Raw genomic sequence first — 15,964 nt, 5'->3', positions numbered from 1 at the left:
CGTCACCGCCAACCGCTCCTCAAGCGCCGCCATCGGCCGCCGCAGCACGATGCGGCCCGGGCACTTCGCCCCGGGTCGCATTCCTTTTCCTCCGATTTATCCGTCCCACGCGCCCCGGGTTTGTCTCGATGCATTTACCCGTTGCGGACTTTTTTGTTGTCGTAGTATCGCCATTGACAACACTTGTTGCACTAAGGTCTAATTCGACATCGCATGTTGCGGTGCGGCTTGATGTCGTCGTTCCGCCGGCCGGCTGGCCGGTCACATCGCTCAATCATGCGGAGAGAAACCATGAGTCGCCGTTCCTTCCTGAAAGCCGTCGCGGTGGTTGCCGCGCTCGGCGCAAGCCTCGCGCACGCGGACACCAAGACGCTCGTCGTCGGGACCGACACGTCGTTCATGCCGTTCGAGTTCAAGCAGGGCGACAAGTACGTCGGCTTCGATCTCGACCTGTGGGCGGAGATCGCTAAGGACCAGGGCTGGAAATACACGATCCAGCCGATGGATTTCGCGGGCCTGATCCCGGCGCTGCAGACGCAGAACATCGACGTCGCGCTGTCGGGGATGACGATCAAGGAGGAGCGCAAGAAGGCGATCGACTTCTCCGCGCCGTACTACGACAGCGGCCTCGCGGCGATGGTGCAGACCGGCAACACGACGATCAAGTCGATCGACGACCTGAACGGCAAGGTGATCGCCGCGAAAACAGGCACTGCGACGATCGACTGGATCAAGGCGCACCTGAAGCCGAAGGAGATCCGCCAGTTCCCGAACATCGACCAGGCCTACCTCGCGCTCGAAGCCGGCCGGGTCGACGCGGCGATGCACGACACGCCGAACGTGCTGTTCTTCGTGAACAACGAAGGCAAGGGCAAGGTGAAGGTTGCGGGCCAGCCGGTCAGCGGCGACAAGTACGGGATCGGCTTCCCGAAGGGCAGCCCGCTCGTGCCGAAGGTCAACGCATCGCTCGTGAAGATCCGGGCCGATGGCCGCTACGCGCAGATCTACAAGAAGTGGTTCGGTGCCGAACCGCCGAAGATGTGAGCGTGACGCCGCAGCAGTGCGCGGCCGGGTGGCCGCGCCGGTCTTGAATCGAACGGGGAGCGACAAGTGAATTTCGATTGGTCGGCGATCTGGGCGGCGTTGCCGGACCTGATGGACGGGGTCCGGTTGACGGTGTTCATCGCATTTTTCGGGCTGGTGGGCGGTTTCATCGTCGGGATGATCGCGGGCATGTTCCGCGCATACGGACCGAAGGCGATGAACGTGCTCGCACAGGTTTACATTGAATTGATCCGCGGCACGCCGATCGTCGTGCAGGTGATGTTCCTGTATTTCGCGCTGCCGCTGCTCGCGCATATCCGCATCGACGGCCTGACGGCCGCGATCATCGCGATTACGGTGAATTCCGGCGCGTATCTCGCGGAAGTGGTGCGCGGCGCGCTGCTGTCGATCCCGAAGGGGCTGACGGAAGCGGGTCTCGCGATGGGCTTGTCGATGCCGCGCGTGCTGCTGAAGGTGGTCGGGCCGCTTGCATTCCGGCGGCTGATTCCGCCGCTCGGCAACCAGTGCATCGTGAGCCTGAAGGACACGTCGCTGTTCATCGTGATCGGCGTCGGCGAGCTGACGCGCAAGGGGCAGGAAATCATCGCGGGCAATTTCCAGGCGGTCGAGATCTGGACGGCCGTGGCCGTCATCTACCTGTTGCTGACCGGCGCCATGACGTTGACGCTGCGGCTCGTCGAGAAGAGGATGCGCATCTTATGAGCATGATCGAATTCCAGAACGTGTCGAAGAGCTTCGGCCACGTGCCGGTGCTGAAGCATATCGACCTGAAGATCGATGCGGGCGAGGTGGTCGTCGTGATCGGCCCGTCCGGTTCGGGCAAGTCGACGATGTTGCGCTGTATCAACGCGCTCGAGAAAATCACCGGCGGCGAGCTGCTGGTCGACGGCCAGAGCGTGCGCGGCAACGCGACGACGATCCGCAACATCCGGCTCGAAGCCGGCATGGTGTTCCAGCAGTTCAACCTGTTTCCGCAGATGACCGCGCTCGAGAACGTGATGTTCGGGCCGATCCAGGTGCGCGGCGCCTCGCGTGCCGACGCGCGCGACCAGGCGATGGCGCTGCTCGACAAGGTCGGCCTCGAATCGCGCGCGAATCATTACCCGTCGGAGCTGTCGGGCGGCCAGCAGCAGCGCGTCGCGATTGCACGCGCGCTCGCGATCCGGCCGCGGCTGATGCTGTTCGACGAGCCGACTTCGGCGCTCGATCCGGAATTACGCCACGAAGTGCTGAAAGTGATGCAGGATCTCGCGACCGAAGGGATGACGATGATCGTCGTCACGCACGAGATCGGCTTTGCGAAACGGGTCGGCACGCGCCTGCTGTTCATGGATCAGGGCGGGATTGCCGAGGACGGCCATCCGGTCGACCTGATCGACCGGCCGCCGACCCCGCGCCTGAAGGATTTCCTGAAACACGTGTCCTGAACGAAACCGAACCCTCCGACATGCCGCTTTCCCTTTCCCCCGTCATCGCCGGCGCGCCGTTCGACATCGGCGTGCGCCTCGGCGAGCTCGCCCGTCCCGTGTTCGATGCCTACATGCAGCAGAGCAGCGCGTGGCAGGCCGTGCGCCGCTGGCGCGGCCATCCGTTCGTCGCTTCGCTGCGGCAGGCCGCGCTGGCCGCGTATCCCGATCTCGTCGCGGAACTGGACGGGATCGCGGCGGGCGTCGGCTGGCCGGCCGAGGACATCTTTCTGTGGAACTGTCGCGGCGAGCTGATCCACAACGCGCCGGACGGCTGCACGACGCTTGCCGCGCGCGACGGGAATGGCACGCGCTGGATCGCGCACAACGAGGACGGCGATCCGTACCTGCGCGAGCGCTGCCTGCTCGTCGATGTGCAACCGGTGGGCAAGCCGGGCTTCATCAGCTTCTATTACCCCGGTTCGCTGCCGGGCCATACCTTTGCCGCGAACCGGGCGGGCATCGCGCAGGCGATCAACAACCTGCGGATCCGCACGCCGGCAGCGGGCGTGCCGCGCATGATCCTCGCGCGCGCCGTGCTCGACGCGACGTCGCTCGACGCGGCGGCCGACGTGCTGCGCGGTCATGCGCGTGCAAGCGGTTTTCATCACACGCTGGGCGCGACCGGCGATGCGCGGCTGCTGAGCATCGAGGCGAGCGTCGCGCGCTGTTCGGTGATCGACGTCGCGCGGCTCACAGGGCATGCGAACCATCTCGTGCATCCCGGCTGCGACGCGGAAGCGCAGATCGTCACGCAATCGTCGGCCGACCGCCAGCGCCGCGTCGATGCGCTGACGCCCGCCATCGACGCAATCGATGAAGGCGCGCTGCTGCGCGTGCTCGGCGATCGCGCACCGGAAGGGCTGCCGATCTATCGCGACGATCCGGCCGACCCCGACGACGAGAACACGCTGGCCACGGCCGTGTTCGCGATCGGCGCGGCATCGATCGATTTCACCATTCACCAACAGGGCGCGCAGTGTTTCGCGACGCGCATCGTGCCGTCCGGACACGCGCACGACGCATCCTGATCCATGAGGCAACGCATGACGACCGTTTTCCATCGCGCACCGCGCGCCACCTTGCCCGTTGCCGTCGCAGGCGACGGCATCGAGATCATCGACTCGACCGGCAAACGCTATATCGACGCGTGCGGCGGCGCGGCCGTTTCGTGCCTCGGCCACAGCAACCAGCGCGTGATCGACGCGATCAAGCGGCAGGCGCAGCAACTGGCGTACGCGCATACGTCGTTCTTCACGACCGACGTGGCCGAGGAGCTGGCCGACCGGCTCGTCGACGCCGCGCCGGCCGGCCTCGAACACGTGTATTTCGTGTCGGGCGGGTCCGAGGCGGTCGAGGCCGCGCTGAAGCTCGCGCGCCAGTATTTCGTCGAGAAGGGCGAGCCGCAGCGCCGCCATTTCATCGCGCGGCGCCAGAGCTATCACGGCAACACGCTCGGCGCGCTCGCGATCGGCGGCAATGCGTGGCGGCGCGAGCCGTTCCTGCCGCTGCTGATCGAAGCGCACCACGTGAGCCCGTGCTTCGCGTACCGTGACCAGCAGGCCGGCGAAACCGACGAAGCGTATGCGCAGCGTCTCGCGGACGAACTCGAGCAGAAGATCGTCGAACTCGGTGCGGACAACGTCGCGGCGTTCGTCGCGGAGACGGTGGTGGGCGCAACGGCCGGCGCGGTGCCGCCGGTGCGCACGTACCTGAAGAAGATTCGTGCGGTGTGCGACAAGTACGGCGTGCTGCTGATCCTCGACGAGATCATGTCGGGGATGGGGCGCACGGGCTATCTGTACGCATGCGATGAAGACGGCGTCGCGCCCGATCTGCTGACAATCGCGAAAGGGCTCGGCGCGGGCTACCAGCCGATCGGCGCGACGCTCGTCAGCGACCGCATCTACCGGACGATCGTCGACGGCTCGGGCTTTTTCCAGCACGGCCACACGTACCTCGGCCATGCAACCGCCTGCGCGGCCGCGCTTGAGGTACAGCGCGTGATCGCCGAAGAGAAGCTGCTCGACAACGTGAAGGCACGCGGTGAGCAACTGCGTGCGTCGTTGCGCGAGCACTACGGCGCGCATCCTCACGTCGGCGACGTGCGCGGCCGCGGGTTGTTCGTCGGCGTCGAGCTCGTGCGCGATCGCGACAGCAAGGCGACGTTCGATCCGGCGCTGAAGCTGCACGCAGCGGTCAAGCGCGAAGCGATGCAGCGCGGCTTGATGGTGTATCCGATGGGCGGGACGATCGACGGCGTGCACGGCGATCACATCCTGGTCGCGCCGCCTTTCATTTGCACCGCGCAGCAGATCGATACGATCGTCGAGCGGCTGTCGGGCGCGATCGGTGCGGCGCTCGCGTCGGCCGGCGCGTGAGCGCATTCGTCGAACCTTCTCCGGAGCTCGCCATGACCAACAGATTGCCTCCGTTCGATCCCGCATCGGCCACCGATGAGCAGAAGGCCGTGCTGGCCGACATTCTCAGCGGCCCGCGCGGCAACCTGAACGGGCCGTTTCTCGGCTGGATCGCGAGCCCCGAGCTCGCTCAGCACGCGCAGAAGCTCGGCGCGTTCTGCCGCTATCGCACGGGCCTGCCGCTGCGCCTGTCGGAACTCGCGATTCTCGTGACGGCCGCGCGCTGGCGCTCGCAGGCCGAGTGGCACATCCACCATCCGATCGCCGTCGACGCGGGCGTGCCGGCCGCGACGGCCGACGCGATCCGGCGCGGCGTCGTGCCCGCCTTCGAGTCGGACGACGATGCGCTGATCCATGCGTTCGCGAGCGAGCTGTACGATACGCGGCGCGTGAGCGATGCGACGTTCGCGCGGGCGGAAGCACGCTTCGGCCACGAAACCGTCGTGAATCTCGTGGCCTTGCTCGGCTACTACGCGCTCGTCGCGATGACGCTGAACACGTTCGGCATGCGCGCGGAAGGGCAGACCGAATTGCCGTTTCCGGAGTAACCGCCGCGTTTCGACAGTGCCGGAGCAGGGCGGCGATACGTCTGATGAACACCGCGCCGACCTGTTCCCGGCACAATGCAACCAAATGTATTCATGCGGGATCGATGGCCGATCGCCGCGTATGATGGCTTGTTCACGTCGATATGAGCGGTGAGCAAGCATGACGAGTACCCGCAAGACCTTGATGATCGCCGGTGGGCTCCTGGTAGCCGCAGCCGGCACTGCCTACGTGATGCTCCTGCGCGCGGACCACCGCGCGATCGAAGATGCCGGCATCGGCGATTCGGCCGCGCCCGTTGCCACGGCGCCTGCCAGCAACGATCACGCAGTGCAGGGCACCATCGCGCCGCCGGCCCCGGCCGCCGCGATGGCCCCGAAACAGGCGGCTGTCGCGTCGCCACCTCCCGCACCGGCACCTTCTGCGCCGGCCACAACTGCACGCGTCAGCGCAGCGCCTGCGTCTGCTCCTGCCGTGCCGGTTGTCAGCGACAAACCGCAGCCGGTGACGAAGCCGAGCGCACCGCCGCCGAAGGTCAATGTCGTGACCGTCGATGCGCAGGATTCGACCCCGCCGTCACCACCGCCGGCCGCCAAAGCTGTGCAGCAGGCCGCACCCGCCCCCGCGCAGGTCACGCAACGCGCGCCGCGCAAGCGCGACGGCCTCGAGCGCCACGCGGCCGCGGCGCCTGCGGCAACGAAATCCGAGACGCCGGAGACGGCGGCGCTCGTCAGGGAATCGGCGAAGCTCGACCCGTCGTTGCCGCCGCCGTCGACGCCGTCGAGCAGCGGTTCGTACCGGCAGGGCAACTCGTCCGCGGGTGCGAATCCGGTTGCTGCCGCGATGACCGAGCAACTGGTCAGGGAGTCGAGCACTTTGAAGTCGCCGTCAGCGGCGCCCGCGAACGGCGGCCCGACCACGACCAAGTAATCGCGATCGCTTCCGGAATAAAAAGGGCCCCGCACGCCGACCAAAGCATGCGGGGCCAAGAGAGACAAACTGTTGTGCCGACGGGCTGACGCGCGTTACGCGGCGACCGCTTCCTCGGCCTGCGGTTGCGCGGCAACAACCGGTGCAACGTCCTGCCGGATCAGGTGATCGAACGCGCCGAGCGATGCCTTCGCGCCTTCACCCACGGCGATCACGATCTGCTTGAACGGCACCGTCGTCACGTCGCCGGCCGCGAACACGCCCGGTACCGACGTCGCGCCGCGCGCATCGACGACGATCTCGCCGTGCTTCGACAGTTCGACCGTGCCTTTCAGCCATTCGGTGTTCGGCACGAGACCGATCTGCACGAACACGCCTTCCAGATCGATGCGCTGCGTGTCGCCCGAGCGCAGATCCTTGTAGACGAGCCCGTTCAGCTTGCTGCCGTCGCCGGTCAGCTCGGTCGTTTGCGCCTGCGTGACGATCGTCACGTTCGGCAGGCTGCGCAGCTTGCGCTGCAGCACTTCGTCCGCGCGCAGTTGCGCGCCGTATTCGATCAGCGTGACGGCCTTCACGATGCCGGCGAGGTCGATCGCGGCCTCGACGCCCGAGTTGCCGCCGCCGACTACCGCGACGCGCTTGCCCTTGAACAGCGGGCCGTCGCAGTGCGGGCAGTACGCGACACCGCGGTTGCGGTATTCGCGCTCGCCCGGCACGTTGATTTCACGCCAGCGCGCGCCGGTCGCGAGGACGATCGTCTTCGCTTTCAGCACCGCGCCGTTCGCGAGGCGGATCTGGTGCACGTCGCCCGGAATCAGCGCGTCGGCGCGCTGCACGTCCATGATGTCGACGTCGTACTGCTTCACGTGCTGTTCGAGTGCGGTCGCGAACTTCGGCCCTTCGGTTTCCTGCACCGACACGAAGTTCTCGATCGCCATCGTGTCGAGCACCTGGCCGCCGAAACGCTCGGCCACGACGCCCGTCGCAATGCCCTTGCGCGCCGAGTAGATTGCCGCCGCCGCACCTGCCGGGCCGCCGCCGACGATCAGCGTATCGAACACCGGCTTGTTCTCGAGCGACTTCGCGGCACGTGCGCTCGCACCCGTGTCGAGCTTCGCGAGGATTTCCTTCACGCTGCTGCGGCCCTGGCCGAACGATGCGCCGTTCAGGAACATCGTCGGCACGGCCATGATCTGGCGCGACTCGACTTCGCTCTGGAACAGCGCGCCGTCGATCGCGACGTGACGGATGCGCGGGTTGATCAGCGACATCACGTTCAGCGCCTGCACGACCTCCGGGCAGTTCTGGCACGACAGCGAGAAATACGTCTCGAACGCGTAGTCGCCGTCGAGCGCGCGGATCTGTTCGATCACGTCGTCGTCGAGCTTGATCGGGTGGCCGCCCGTCTGCAGCAGCGCGAGCACGAGCGACGTGAATTCATGGCCCATCGGAATGCCGGCGAAGCGGATGCCGGCCGGCTTGCCGGGCTCGCCGATCGAGAACGACGGCTTGCGCTCGGCGTCGTCGCGGCGTTCGGTCACGGTCACACGATCCGTCAGCGACGCAATCTCGTTCAGCAGCGCCAGCAGTTCCTGCGATTTCGCGCTGTCGTCGAGCGAGGCGACGAGTTCGATCGGGCGCGTGATCTTTTCGAGGTACGCTTTGAGTTGGTTCTTGAGGTTGGCGTCGAGCATGGCGTTTCGGATTCCGTATTAATGATTCTGGTCGGGCACGTCGTGCCGGAGGAGGGCGCGGGCCGCATGCTGCAGCGGCCCGTGTTGGTGTGTCTCGCGCGCCTCGTGCGAGGCGCGCGGAGCGATCGTCAGATCTTGCCGATCAGGTCGAGCGACGGGGTCAGCGTTTCCGCACCCGGCGTCCACTTGGCCGGGCACACTTCACCCGGGTGCGCCGCGATGTATTGCGCAGCCTGCACCTTGCGCAGCAGTTCGCCTGCGTCGCGGCCGATGCCGTTGTCGTGGATTTCGCACAGCTTGATCTCGCCTTCCGGGTTGATCACGAACGTGCCGCGCAGGGCCATCCCTTCTTCCTCGATCAGCACGTCGAAGTTGCGCGACAGCGTGAGCGTCGGGTCGCCGATCATCGGGTACTTGATCTTGCCGATCGTGTCCGACGTGTCGTGCCACGCCTTGTGCGTGAAGTGCGTGTCGGTCGACACGCCGTAGATTTCGACACCCAGCTTCTGGAATTCCGCGTAACGGTCGGCGAGGTCGCCCAGTTCGGTCGGGCAGACGAACGTGAAGTCGGCCGGGTAGAACACGACGACGGACCACTTGCCCTTGAAGTTCTCTTCCGAGACGGGCACGAAATCGCCATTGTGGTAAGCGGTTGCCTTGAACGGCTTGATTTGGGTGTTGATGATCGGCATCTTGCGAGTTCCTTTGCGGTGGTGTTGATGAAGTGTTCCCAGTATCCGGGTTCACCCTGAGTTTGTGAAATTGCTTGTTTCAATCCGGGGCATCGGGAATTTCTATCTGCTTCCGGCCCTTGATTGGGTGGGGTGTGCGGGGGAGGTGATTGACGTGCGGGTGCGTGGACGCGCGGCAGCCGGGCGGAGACGCGGCGAGAGGGATGACATCGAACGTCAAAGGCCGCGGTGGATCGACTCCGGGCGGTGCCGAAGGTTGCTCGGGTGGCGGATGTTGGGGCGCGCGTTCACCACTCCGAGCGGAAGTCTTCCTGGTATGCGACGACGCGCCCCTTCCAGAGGCCGAACACATTGTCAGCAAGTGTCCGGTTCTGCAGCGCGATGTAGGCATCGATCGCGTCCCGGATGATCTCTGCAGGGGAACGGCTCTGGTGCGCGGCGATGCGGGCCAACGCGGCATGCTGGTCATCTGATAGATCGACCGGAATTCTGTTCATTGCAACCTCCGTGACGTGACACGGTCATCGTGGCGATCCGGCGGGACAGGCGCAAGTTCACGGCACGTCCGACGCGAATGCGGGTTCCAGAATCGCCCGGCTGTCGACTCGACGTCGTCCCGCTCCACTCAAATCCCCGCCATCTTCCTCAACCATTCCGCCAGGCGCCGCGCCCCGTCCGGCATGTCCGCGTCCTCGCGCGTGCACAGGTAGTAATCGCGCCCGTCGTCGAGCGCGTGATCGAACAGCTTCACGAGTTCGCCATTCGCCAGCTCGCGCTCGACCAGCGGCGCGCGCAGCAACGCCGCGCCGAGATCCGCGCGCGCGGCGCTCAGCGTCAACTGGCCGTCCTCGAACATCGGCCCCACCGCATGCGACACGTGCTTCACGCCCGCGCCCTGCAGCCAGTTGACCCACGTGCTGCGATCCTCGTCATGCACGAGCGGGGCGCGCGCGAGATCGGCCGGCGTGCGGAACGGCCCGTGGCGCTTCAGGAACGGCGGGCTGCACATCGGCACCATCGCGCCCGGCAGCAGCCGTTCGCAGCGGTAGCCGGGCCAGTCGCCGGTGCCGAAGCGGATCGACAGGTCCGACGCATCGCTGCGGTAGTTGCGGTGATGCGCGTACAGCACCGTCACGTCGACGTCGGTGTTGTCCGCCAGGAACGTGTGCAGCCGCGGAATGAACCAGCCGATGCCGAGCAGCGGAATCAGGCTGACGGTGATCTGCCGCAGCGACGACCGGTCGCGCACGAAGCGCGTCGCGCTGCGCAGCACCGAGAACGCGGCGCTGATCGAGCGGTAGTAGTCGCGGCCTTCGTCGGTGAGCGCGAGCAGCCGGCCCTCGCGCACCGTCAGCGGCGTCTGGATGAACGCTTCGAGCAGTTGTAGCTGATGGCTGACCGCCGACGGCGTGATGTCGAGCTCGCCCGCCGCCGCGGTGACCGACCCGAGACGCGCGAACGCTTCGAACGCACGCACCGCGCGCAGCGGCGGATCGTACGGCAATTGTTCGATATTTTTCATGTGTCGAATTTTATCGAAAAGTCAGGGTAAGCGCCAACATGAAAATATCCTGTAATTACAGCGATTTAAGTTAATGTGTCGAGAACGGCATAAGCATCCAACAATTGGGTATTTGGGGTTTGGGTGATGAATATTTAATATTTTTCATGTTTTGATCCGATTTACCGATCCTCGCACATGAAAATCGCTTTTCTCCCCGCCAGCCTCGCCTTCTCGGCGGCCGCCCTGGTCGCCTCCGTTCCCGCGTTCGCGCAATCCGCTCCGCAGACGATCCTGATCGGTCTCGCCGCGCCGCTCACCGGCCCGTCCGCGCGGATCGGCAAGGACTTGCAGAACGGCGCGCAACTCGCGATCGACGACGCGAACGCGAAGCATCCGACCATCGGCGGCAAGCCGGTCGCCTACAAGCTCGTCGCGGCCGACGACCAGTCCGACCCGCGCACGGCCGTTGCGGTTGCGCAGCAGCTCGTCGACAAGCACGTGATTGGCGTCGTCGGCCACTGGAATACGGGCTGCAGCGTGCCGGCGTCGCGCGTCTATCGCGATGCGGGCATCCCGCAGATCGCGCCGGCGTCCACCGGCCATCAGTACACGCAGCAGGGCTATGCGACGGCCTTCCGCATCATGGGTCACGACGATGCGGGCGGCAATTTCACCGGCGCGTACGCGGTGAAGACGCTGAAGGCGAAGCGCATCGCGGTGATCGACGATCGCACGTCGTTCGGCTCGGGGCTCGCCGATCAGTTCATCAAGGGCGTGCAGGCGAACGGCGGCGCGATCGTCGATCGCCAGTACGTGAACGACAAGACGACCGACTTCAGCGGCGTGCTGACCGCGATCAAGGGCAAGCGCGCGGATCTCGTGTTCTTCGGCGGCCTCGATGCGCAGGCTGCGCCGATCTCGCGCCGGATGCGCCAGCTCGGCGTGAACGCGCCGCTGCTCGGCGCGGGCGGCTTCGTGAGCCAGACCTTCCTGTCGCTCGCGGGCAAGGACGGCGACGGCGTGACGGCGCTCGAACCGGGCCTGCCGCTCGACCGGATGCCGGGCGGCAAGGCGTTCGACACGCAATACCAGGCGCGCTTCCACGCCCCGATCGAACTGCATGCGCCGTTCGCGTACGACGCGGCCGCCACGCTGATCGCGGCCGCGCAGAAGGCCGGCACGACGCAGCCGGCGAAGCTGGTCGCGGCGGTGCGTGCGATCGACCGGCCCGGCGTGACGGGGCGGGTCGCGTTCGACAACGAAGGCAACCTGAAGGACCCGGCCTTCACGATCTATCAGGTGCGCGGCGGCAAGTGGACCGTCGTCGACGTGCTCGGCGGCTCGCGCACCGCGGCCAAGTAAACGAAACAGCGTAAAAAACCAAGACGATCCCCATGACCGAAGCGACCCAGACACCCGCCGCCGCACCCGAGGACACGCGCCTCGGCATCCTCGCGCGACGCCGCATCGAAGCGGAAATCATCAAGCCGATCTACGAGATCATGAAGCGCGAGTTCGGCGCCGAGCGCGCGCAGGCCGTGATCGCGGAAGCCGTGCGCGGCGCGGCCGTCGACGCCGGCCGCACCTTCGCCGCGCAGGAGCCGGACGGCGCGAGCGTGAAGTCGTTCATCGCACTGCAGGTGCTGTGGGAGAAGGACGATGCGCTCGACGTCGAGGTGCGGCGCGCGGACGACGCGCACTACGACTACGACGTGCATCGCTGCAGCTACGCGGAGATGTATCACGCGATGGGGCTCGGCGAGATCGGCCACCTGCTGAGCTGCGCGCGCGACAGCTATTTCATCCAGGGCTACGCGCCGGACGTCGCGCTCACGCGCACGAGCACGATCATGCAGGGCGGCAAGCGCTGCGATTTCCGCTACGCGCTGCAAGCCGCGCCGGAGAACGGCGATGCGTAACGACACCGCCCATACCAATGCGGCAAACGCGAGTGCGCCGCGCGTTGACGGCGACCGCCTGTGGGCGTCGCTCGACCGGATGGCGCAGATCGGCGCGACGCCGAAGGGCGGCGTCTGCCGCCTCGCGCTGACCGATCTCGATCGCGAATCGCGCGACCTGTTCGTGCAATGGGCGCAAGACGCCGGCTGCACGGTGCGCGTGGACCAGATGGGCAACGTGTTCGCGCGCCGCGCGGGCCGCCATCCCGACGCCGCGCCGGTCATGACGGGCTCGCACGCCGATTCTCAGCCGACGGGCGGCCGCTACGACGGCATCTACGGCGTGCTCGGCGGGCTTGAGGTCGTGCGTGCGCTGAACGACGCGGGCATCGAGACCGAGCGCCCGATCGACGTCGTGATCTGGACCAACGAGGAAGGCTCGCGCTTTGCGCCGGCGATGGTGTCGGCCGGCGTGTTTTCCGGCGTCTATACGCTCGAGTACGGACTGTCGCGCACTGACGGTGCGGGCAAGACGATCGGCGAGGAACTGGCGCGGATCGGCTACGCGGGTGCCGAGCCCGTCGGCGGCTATCCGGTGCATGCGGCGTATGAGCTGCATATCGAACAGGGCGCGATTCTCGAACGGGCCGGCAAGACGATCGGCGTCGTGACGGCCGGGCAGGGGCAGCGCTGGTACGAGGTGACGCTCACCGGTGTCGACGCGCACGCGGGCACGACGCCGATGGAATTCCGCCGCGATGCGCTGGTCGGCGCCGCGCGGCTGATCTCGTTCGTCGAAGTGCTCGGCCGCCGTTACGCGCCGTACGCGCGCGCGACGGTCGGGATGATCGAGGCGCGGCCGAACTCGCGCAACACGGTGCCGGGCGGCTGCTTCTTCACGGTCGAATTCCGTCATCCCGACGACGCGGTGCTCGACGAGCTGGACGCGGCGCTGCGTGCGGAACTGGCGCGCGTGGCCGACGAAACGGGCCTCGGCGCGCAGATCGAGCAGATCTTCACGTATGCGCCGATCCCGTTCGCGCCGCGCTGCATCGACACGGTGCGCGATGCGGCACAGGCGCTCGGGCTGTCGCACATGGATATCGTGTCCGGCGCGGGTCATGACGCCTGCTATGTCGCGCGCGTCGCGCCGACGGGGATGATCTTCGTGCCGTGCGTCGACGGGCTGAGCCACAACGAGGCCGAAGCGATTACGCCCGAGTGGGCGGCGGCGGGCGCCGACGTGCTGTTGCGTGCGGTGCTGCAGAGCGCGCAGGAAGCCTGAGCCTGGGCGTGACGGCGGCGGTCTGGCGGGAGCGTGTTCTCCGGGCCGGATCGCGCCGTTTCGCGCCTGACGACGCGAACGCGCGGTTCGCGTCAGGCCGCCGGCGAGTGTCGATCGAGATATCGCCGCATCACATGGAACGCCGTATCGGTGCGCCCCGGCATCGTCACCATCGCGCCATCGGCTGCGAAGCCGAGCTTTTCATAAAACCGGTACGCGGCTTCGCGTGCCGTGCACCACACGAGCGCGGCCCCATGTGCTTCCGCATGCCGCACACACACCTGCACCAGCACGCGCCCGAAGCCCAGGCCGCGAACCGCAGGGTGGACGGCCATCCCGCGCAGCCGCCACGCCGGCCGCGCACGATCGTCGTCGCGCCACTCCTCGCAGAGCGACGCAACGGCGACGATGCCCGATGCGTCGCGTACGCCGACGTGCAGGGTCGTCGGCGCATGGTCGCCAGCCAGTTCGCACGCGTTCAGATCGCCGTTCAGCAGGATCGTCGCCCGGAGCGGGTGTGTCTGCGCGGCTTCGATCGATGCGATGGTGAACAGCGTGTCGTGTGACGTCATCAACGTTCCTTGTGGAGTCCGGCCGCGCGTTACTGAGCGGCCTTGCGCCGTGCCATGTACGCGAGATACGCGACGATCTGGTCGAGTTCGCGGTCGCTCAGCTGATCGGGCGGAAACGCCGGCATGCTGCGGCCCGGCCAGTCGCGCACCGACGCCGGGTTGCGGATGTAGCGGCGCAGCGCGGCGGGCTGGAAGTAGTCGACCGGATTCATCGGCGTGTTCAGGTCGGGGCCGGCATGGCTGCTGCCCGCGCCGTCGATGCGGTGGCACGCGAGGCATTGCGTGACGAACAGGTGCTGGCCGGCGCGGGCCGGGTCGTTCGCGGGCAGCGCGGCATCGACGGCAAGCGACGGCCAGCGCGCGAGCGGCGACGATTCGATCGTGACGCGCACGATCTGATACGGCCATTGCTCGCCGCGTACCGACGACGCTTTCGGCCCGAGCCAGACGAGATAGAACGGCCCCGCGCTGACCGCCTTGCCCGGCAGTTTCGGCCACGGGTGCGCGGGATCCTCGATCGCGAGCCATGCAACGGCGCCGGCCGGCGCGCGGTGGCGCACGAGCTCCAGCGGCAGTTGCGCGGCGAAACCGTCGGCCGCGCGGGTTTCGAGCACGCCGTCGGCCGGCAGCGTGTCGCCGAGCAGGTCGGCGAACGGCACCGCGCGGAAGGTCATCGGCTTGCCGTACGCGATGTCGCGCGGCACGCGGATCGTCGCGGCGTCGGGGCGCGCGAGCAGCGCCTGCGGCGTGAAAGAGCGGGGCGTGTCGCCGGTCGCGAGTTCGAGCGCGGACTCGGCGAATGCGCGCTGCCCGAGCAGGCAAACCGTCAGCAGCAACAGCGGAAACAACCGGCGCTTCAGCATTCGTTCTCCAGGGAGGGCAGGGTCGGCAACGGCGGGAGGATACCGCGCGGCGCGCCGATGGCATGAGTCGGGCGACAGTCTATCCGGTACGGGCGCGGCCGGCACGGGAAACGGACGTCAGGCGATGGTGTATCGTGCTCCGATGCGCCGCGTGGTGCGGCCGGACAACACGACATGGACCCTTCCGTCACCCGCGCGCTCGCGCATATCCGGCAGGCCTGGCCGCCCGGCCGTCCGTCCGACGCTTGGCCGGTGACGCTCAACTTCCATCCGGACACGCAGGTCGACGGTGTCGGCACCCTCGAGCGGATCGTCCGCGACGGCCTCTACCGATCCCAGTTCGAAACGGCGACGAGCAACGGCGGCCTGACTGCGCATCCCGGCGGCGCGCGCTGGTTGTGGGAAAGCCGGATGTTCGGGCAGGCCTACGATGCCGCCGATCCCGTCTGGCGGCCGAAATACGGCGCGCTGAATCATCGCCGCGATCCTGCCGGCGGATCGCGCCGTTTCGGTTCGTGCCACTTGCGCCTGCGCAGCCATGTGCTCGAACGGACGACGTTCTGCTATCCCGACAGCTACTACGAGCCGCGGTATTTCGCGATCCACGACGGCACGCCGCTGGTCGCGCTGGCGACCGAGAATCGCGACGGTTTCGATCCGCAGCTCGACAACTACATCGAAGCGCACGTGCACGGCGTGGTCAGTCTGGCCGACGACGTCGAGGCGATCGTGCTCGATCCCAGCTATCGCGATACGACGGTCGAGGCCATCGCTCGCCGCTCGGGTTGCCGGGTCGAGTGGCACGACGGCTTTCGGCTGTCGCTGGCACGGCTGGAGGCGTGCCGGCAGTTTCGTGGCGACGCGGCAGCCGACGCGATCGCACGCATCGGCGTCGATCGCGTCGTGACGCCCGCTACGCTCGACCGTGCCCGCGACGGGCTGCTCGACTACCAGACCGCCAAATGGGTGTGGCACTGCGTGGCGCGTTTCGGACAGGACGAGCCTGGCAGCGAAACGGCCGGGCGTTAG

At 67.1% G+C, this 15,964-nt stretch carries 17 protein-coding genes; 11 read left to right on the top strand and 6 right to left on the bottom strand.

The annotated features are described in order from the left end of the window. Positions 1 to 291: 291 nt before the first annotated feature. From glnH to G3N61_RS11635, 7 genes are all read left to right on the top strand, one after another. Positions 292 to 1,044: a glutamine ABC transporter substrate-binding protein GlnH gene (glnH, locus tag G3N61_RS11665; RefSeq protein ID WP_043183237.1), complete on the top strand. Its 753-nt coding sequence runs from the start codon at positions 292 to 294 to the stop codon at positions 1,042 to 1,044. 66 nt (positions 1,045 to 1,110) lie between these two features. Beyond that, entirely contained in the window at positions 1,111 to 1,767 is a 657-nt protein-coding gene (gene glnP / locus G3N61_RS11660) for a glutamine ABC transporter permease GlnP (RefSeq protein WP_011355557.1), read from the top strand. Then, complete coding sequence (gene glnQ / locus G3N61_RS11655; RefSeq protein ID WP_205822459.1) at positions 1,764 to 2,492, top strand: glutamine ABC transporter ATP-binding protein GlnQ; 729 nt, start codon at positions 1,764 to 1,766, stop codon at positions 2,490 to 2,492. The genes glnP and glnQ overlap by 4 nt, the downstream gene beginning before the upstream one ends. 20 nt (positions 2,493 to 2,512) lie before the next feature. Further along, positions 2,513 to 3,562 (top strand): C45 family peptidase, encoded by a 1,050-nt coding sequence (locus G3N61_RS11650; RefSeq protein ID WP_205822458.1) that lies wholly within the window; start codon positions 2,513 to 2,515, stop codon positions 3,560 to 3,562. Between the two features lie 15 nt (positions 3,563 to 3,577). Next, on the top strand, positions 3,578 to 4,912 hold the full coding sequence (locus G3N61_RS11645; protein WP_205822457.1) for an aspartate aminotransferase family protein: 1,335 nt from the start codon (positions 3,578 to 3,580) through the stop codon (positions 4,910 to 4,912). A gap of 32 nt (positions 4,913 to 4,944) precedes the next feature. After that, positions 4,945 to 5,499: a carboxymuconolactone decarboxylase family protein gene (locus G3N61_RS11640; protein ID WP_205822456.1), complete on the top strand. Its 555-nt coding sequence runs from the start codon at positions 4,945 to 4,947 to the stop codon at positions 5,497 to 5,499. Between the two features lie 160 nt (positions 5,500 to 5,659). After that, on the top strand, positions 5,660 to 6,427 hold the full coding sequence (locus G3N61_RS11635; protein ID WP_205822455.1) for an extensin: 768 nt from the start codon (positions 5,660 to 5,662) through the stop codon (positions 6,425 to 6,427). 95 nt (positions 6,428 to 6,522) lie between these two features. Here G3N61_RS11635 and ahpF read toward each other — a convergent pair whose 3' ends face one another. The 4 genes from ahpF to G3N61_RS11615 all read right to left on the bottom strand — a co-directional run bounded on the left by ahpF (position 6,523) and on the right by G3N61_RS11615 (position 10,335). Further along, positions 6,523 to 8,121: an alkyl hydroperoxide reductase subunit F gene (gene ahpF, locus G3N61_RS11630; RefSeq protein WP_205822454.1), complete on the bottom strand. Its 1,599-nt coding sequence runs from the start codon at positions 8,119 to 8,121 to the stop codon at positions 6,523 to 6,525. Between the two features lie 128 nt (positions 8,122 to 8,249). Then, positions 8,250 to 8,813 (bottom strand): alkyl hydroperoxide reductase subunit C, encoded by a 564-nt coding sequence (gene ahpC, locus G3N61_RS11625; RefSeq protein WP_006488685.1) that lies wholly within the window; start codon positions 8,811 to 8,813, stop codon positions 8,250 to 8,252. A gap of 287 nt (positions 8,814 to 9,100) precedes the next feature. Next, on the bottom strand, positions 9,101 to 9,310 hold the full coding sequence (locus G3N61_RS11620; protein ID WP_089453241.1) for a ribbon-helix-helix protein, CopG family: 210 nt from the start codon (positions 9,308 to 9,310) through the stop codon (positions 9,101 to 9,103). A gap of 128 nt (positions 9,311 to 9,438) precedes the next feature. Next, positions 9,439 to 10,335, bottom strand: a complete 897-nt coding sequence (locus G3N61_RS11615; protein WP_205822453.1) for a LysR substrate-binding domain-containing protein — start codon at positions 10,333 to 10,335, stop codon at positions 9,439 to 9,441. A 177-nt stretch (positions 10,336 to 10,512) separates the two neighbouring features. Here G3N61_RS11615 and G3N61_RS11610 point away from each other — a divergent pair, with 177 nt between their 5' ends. Genes G3N61_RS11610 through G3N61_RS11600 form a run of 3 tightly spaced genes read left to right on the top strand, consistent with a single transcriptional unit; the run spans position 10,513 to position 13,500 of the window. After that, positions 10,513 to 11,679, top strand: coding sequence for a branched-chain amino acid ABC transporter substrate-binding protein (locus G3N61_RS11610; protein ID WP_205822452.1), 1,167 nt, complete (start codon positions 10,513 to 10,515; stop codon positions 11,677 to 11,679). A 32-nt stretch (positions 11,680 to 11,711) separates the two neighbouring features. Then, on the top strand, positions 11,712 to 12,236 hold the full coding sequence (locus tag G3N61_RS11605) for an L-2-amino-thiazoline-4-carboxylic acid hydrolase (protein WP_043183259.1): 525 nt from the start codon (positions 11,712 to 11,714) through the stop codon (positions 12,234 to 12,236). After that, positions 12,229 to 13,500: a Zn-dependent hydrolase gene (locus G3N61_RS11600; RefSeq protein WP_205822451.1), complete on the top strand. Its 1,272-nt coding sequence runs from the start codon at positions 12,229 to 12,231 to the stop codon at positions 13,498 to 13,500. Before G3N61_RS11605 ends, G3N61_RS11600 begins: the two co-directional genes overlap by 8 nt. A gap of 92 nt (positions 13,501 to 13,592) precedes the next feature. Here G3N61_RS11600 and G3N61_RS11595 read toward each other — a convergent pair whose 3' ends face one another. After that, complete coding sequence (locus G3N61_RS11595; protein ID WP_205822450.1) at positions 13,593 to 14,072, bottom strand: GNAT family N-acetyltransferase; 480 nt, start codon at positions 14,070 to 14,072, stop codon at positions 13,593 to 13,595. Between the two features lie 29 nt (positions 14,073 to 14,101). After that, positions 14,102 to 14,935, bottom strand: a complete 834-nt coding sequence (locus G3N61_RS11590; protein WP_205822449.1) for a cytochrome c — start codon at positions 14,933 to 14,935, stop codon at positions 14,102 to 14,104. Positions 14,936 to 15,109: 174 nt separating this feature from the next. On the opposite strand from G3N61_RS11590, the gene G3N61_RS11585 reads away from it, so the two are divergent. Then, positions 15,110 to 15,964, top strand: coding sequence for a DUF3626 domain-containing protein (locus G3N61_RS11585; protein ID WP_205822448.1), 855 nt, complete (start codon positions 15,110 to 15,112; stop codon positions 15,962 to 15,964).

Origin of the sequence: Burkholderia sp. Ac-20349 (genome assembly GCF_017104865.1) — a bacterium.
Classification (GTDB): domain Bacteria; phylum Pseudomonadota; class Gammaproteobacteria; order Burkholderiales; family Burkholderiaceae; genus Burkholderia; species Burkholderia aenigmatica.
This window is presented reverse-complemented; position numbering and strand designations above follow the sequence as displayed.

Bases quoted from the DNA above. Each gene is read 5' to 3' on its own strand.
- G3N61_RS11595 (WP_205822450.1), bottom strand. From the start codon at position 14,072: ATGACGTCACACGACACGCTGTTCACCATCGCATCGATCGAAGCCGCG.
- ahpF (WP_205822454.1), bottom strand. From the start codon at position 8,121: ATGCTCGACGCCAACCTCAAGAACCAACTCAAAGCGTACCTCGAAAAG.
- G3N61_RS11590 (WP_205822449.1), bottom strand. From the start codon at position 14,935: ATGCTGAAGCGCCGGTTGTTTCCGCTGTTGCTGCTGACGGTTTGCCTG.
- G3N61_RS11620 (WP_089453241.1), bottom strand. From the start codon at position 9,310: ATGAACAGAATTCCGGTCGATCTATCAGATGACCAGCATGCCGCGTTG.
- glnH (WP_043183237.1), top strand. From the start codon at position 292: ATGAGTCGCCGTTCCTTCCTGAAAGCCGTCGCGGTGGTTGCCGCGCTC.
- G3N61_RS11610 (WP_205822452.1), top strand. From the start codon at position 10,513: ATGAAAATCGCTTTTCTCCCCGCCAGCCTCGCCTTCTCGGCGGCCGCC.
- G3N61_RS11635 (WP_205822455.1), top strand. From the start codon at position 5,660: ATGACGAGTACCCGCAAGACCTTGATGATCGCCGGTGGGCTCCTGGTA.
- G3N61_RS11650 (WP_205822458.1), top strand. From the start codon at position 2,513: ATGCCGCTTTCCCTTTCCCCCGTCATCGCCGGCGCGCCGTTCGACATC.
- G3N61_RS11645 (WP_205822457.1), top strand. From the start codon at position 3,578: ATGACGACCGTTTTCCATCGCGCACCGCGCGCCACCTTGCCCGTTGCC.
- ahpC (WP_006488685.1), bottom strand. From the start codon at position 8,813: ATGCCGATCATCAACACCCAAATCAAGCCGTTCAAGGCAACCGCTTAC.
- glnQ (WP_205822459.1), top strand. From the start codon at position 1,764: ATGAGCATGATCGAATTCCAGAACGTGTCGAAGAGCTTCGGCCACGTG.
- G3N61_RS11605 (WP_043183259.1), top strand. From the start codon at position 11,712: ATGACCGAAGCGACCCAGACACCCGCCGCCGCACCCGAGGACACGCGC.
- G3N61_RS11615 (WP_205822453.1), bottom strand. From the start codon at position 10,335: ATGAAAAATATCGAACAATTGCCGTACGATCCGCCGCTGCGCGCGGTG.
- G3N61_RS11585 (WP_205822448.1), top strand. From the start codon at position 15,110: ATGGACCCTTCCGTCACCCGCGCGCTCGCGCATATCCGGCAGGCCTGG.
- G3N61_RS11640 (WP_205822456.1), top strand. From the start codon at position 4,945: ATGACCAACAGATTGCCTCCGTTCGATCCCGCATCGGCCACCGATGAG.
- G3N61_RS11600 (WP_205822451.1), top strand. From the start codon at position 12,229: ATGCGTAACGACACCGCCCATACCAATGCGGCAAACGCGAGTGCGCCG.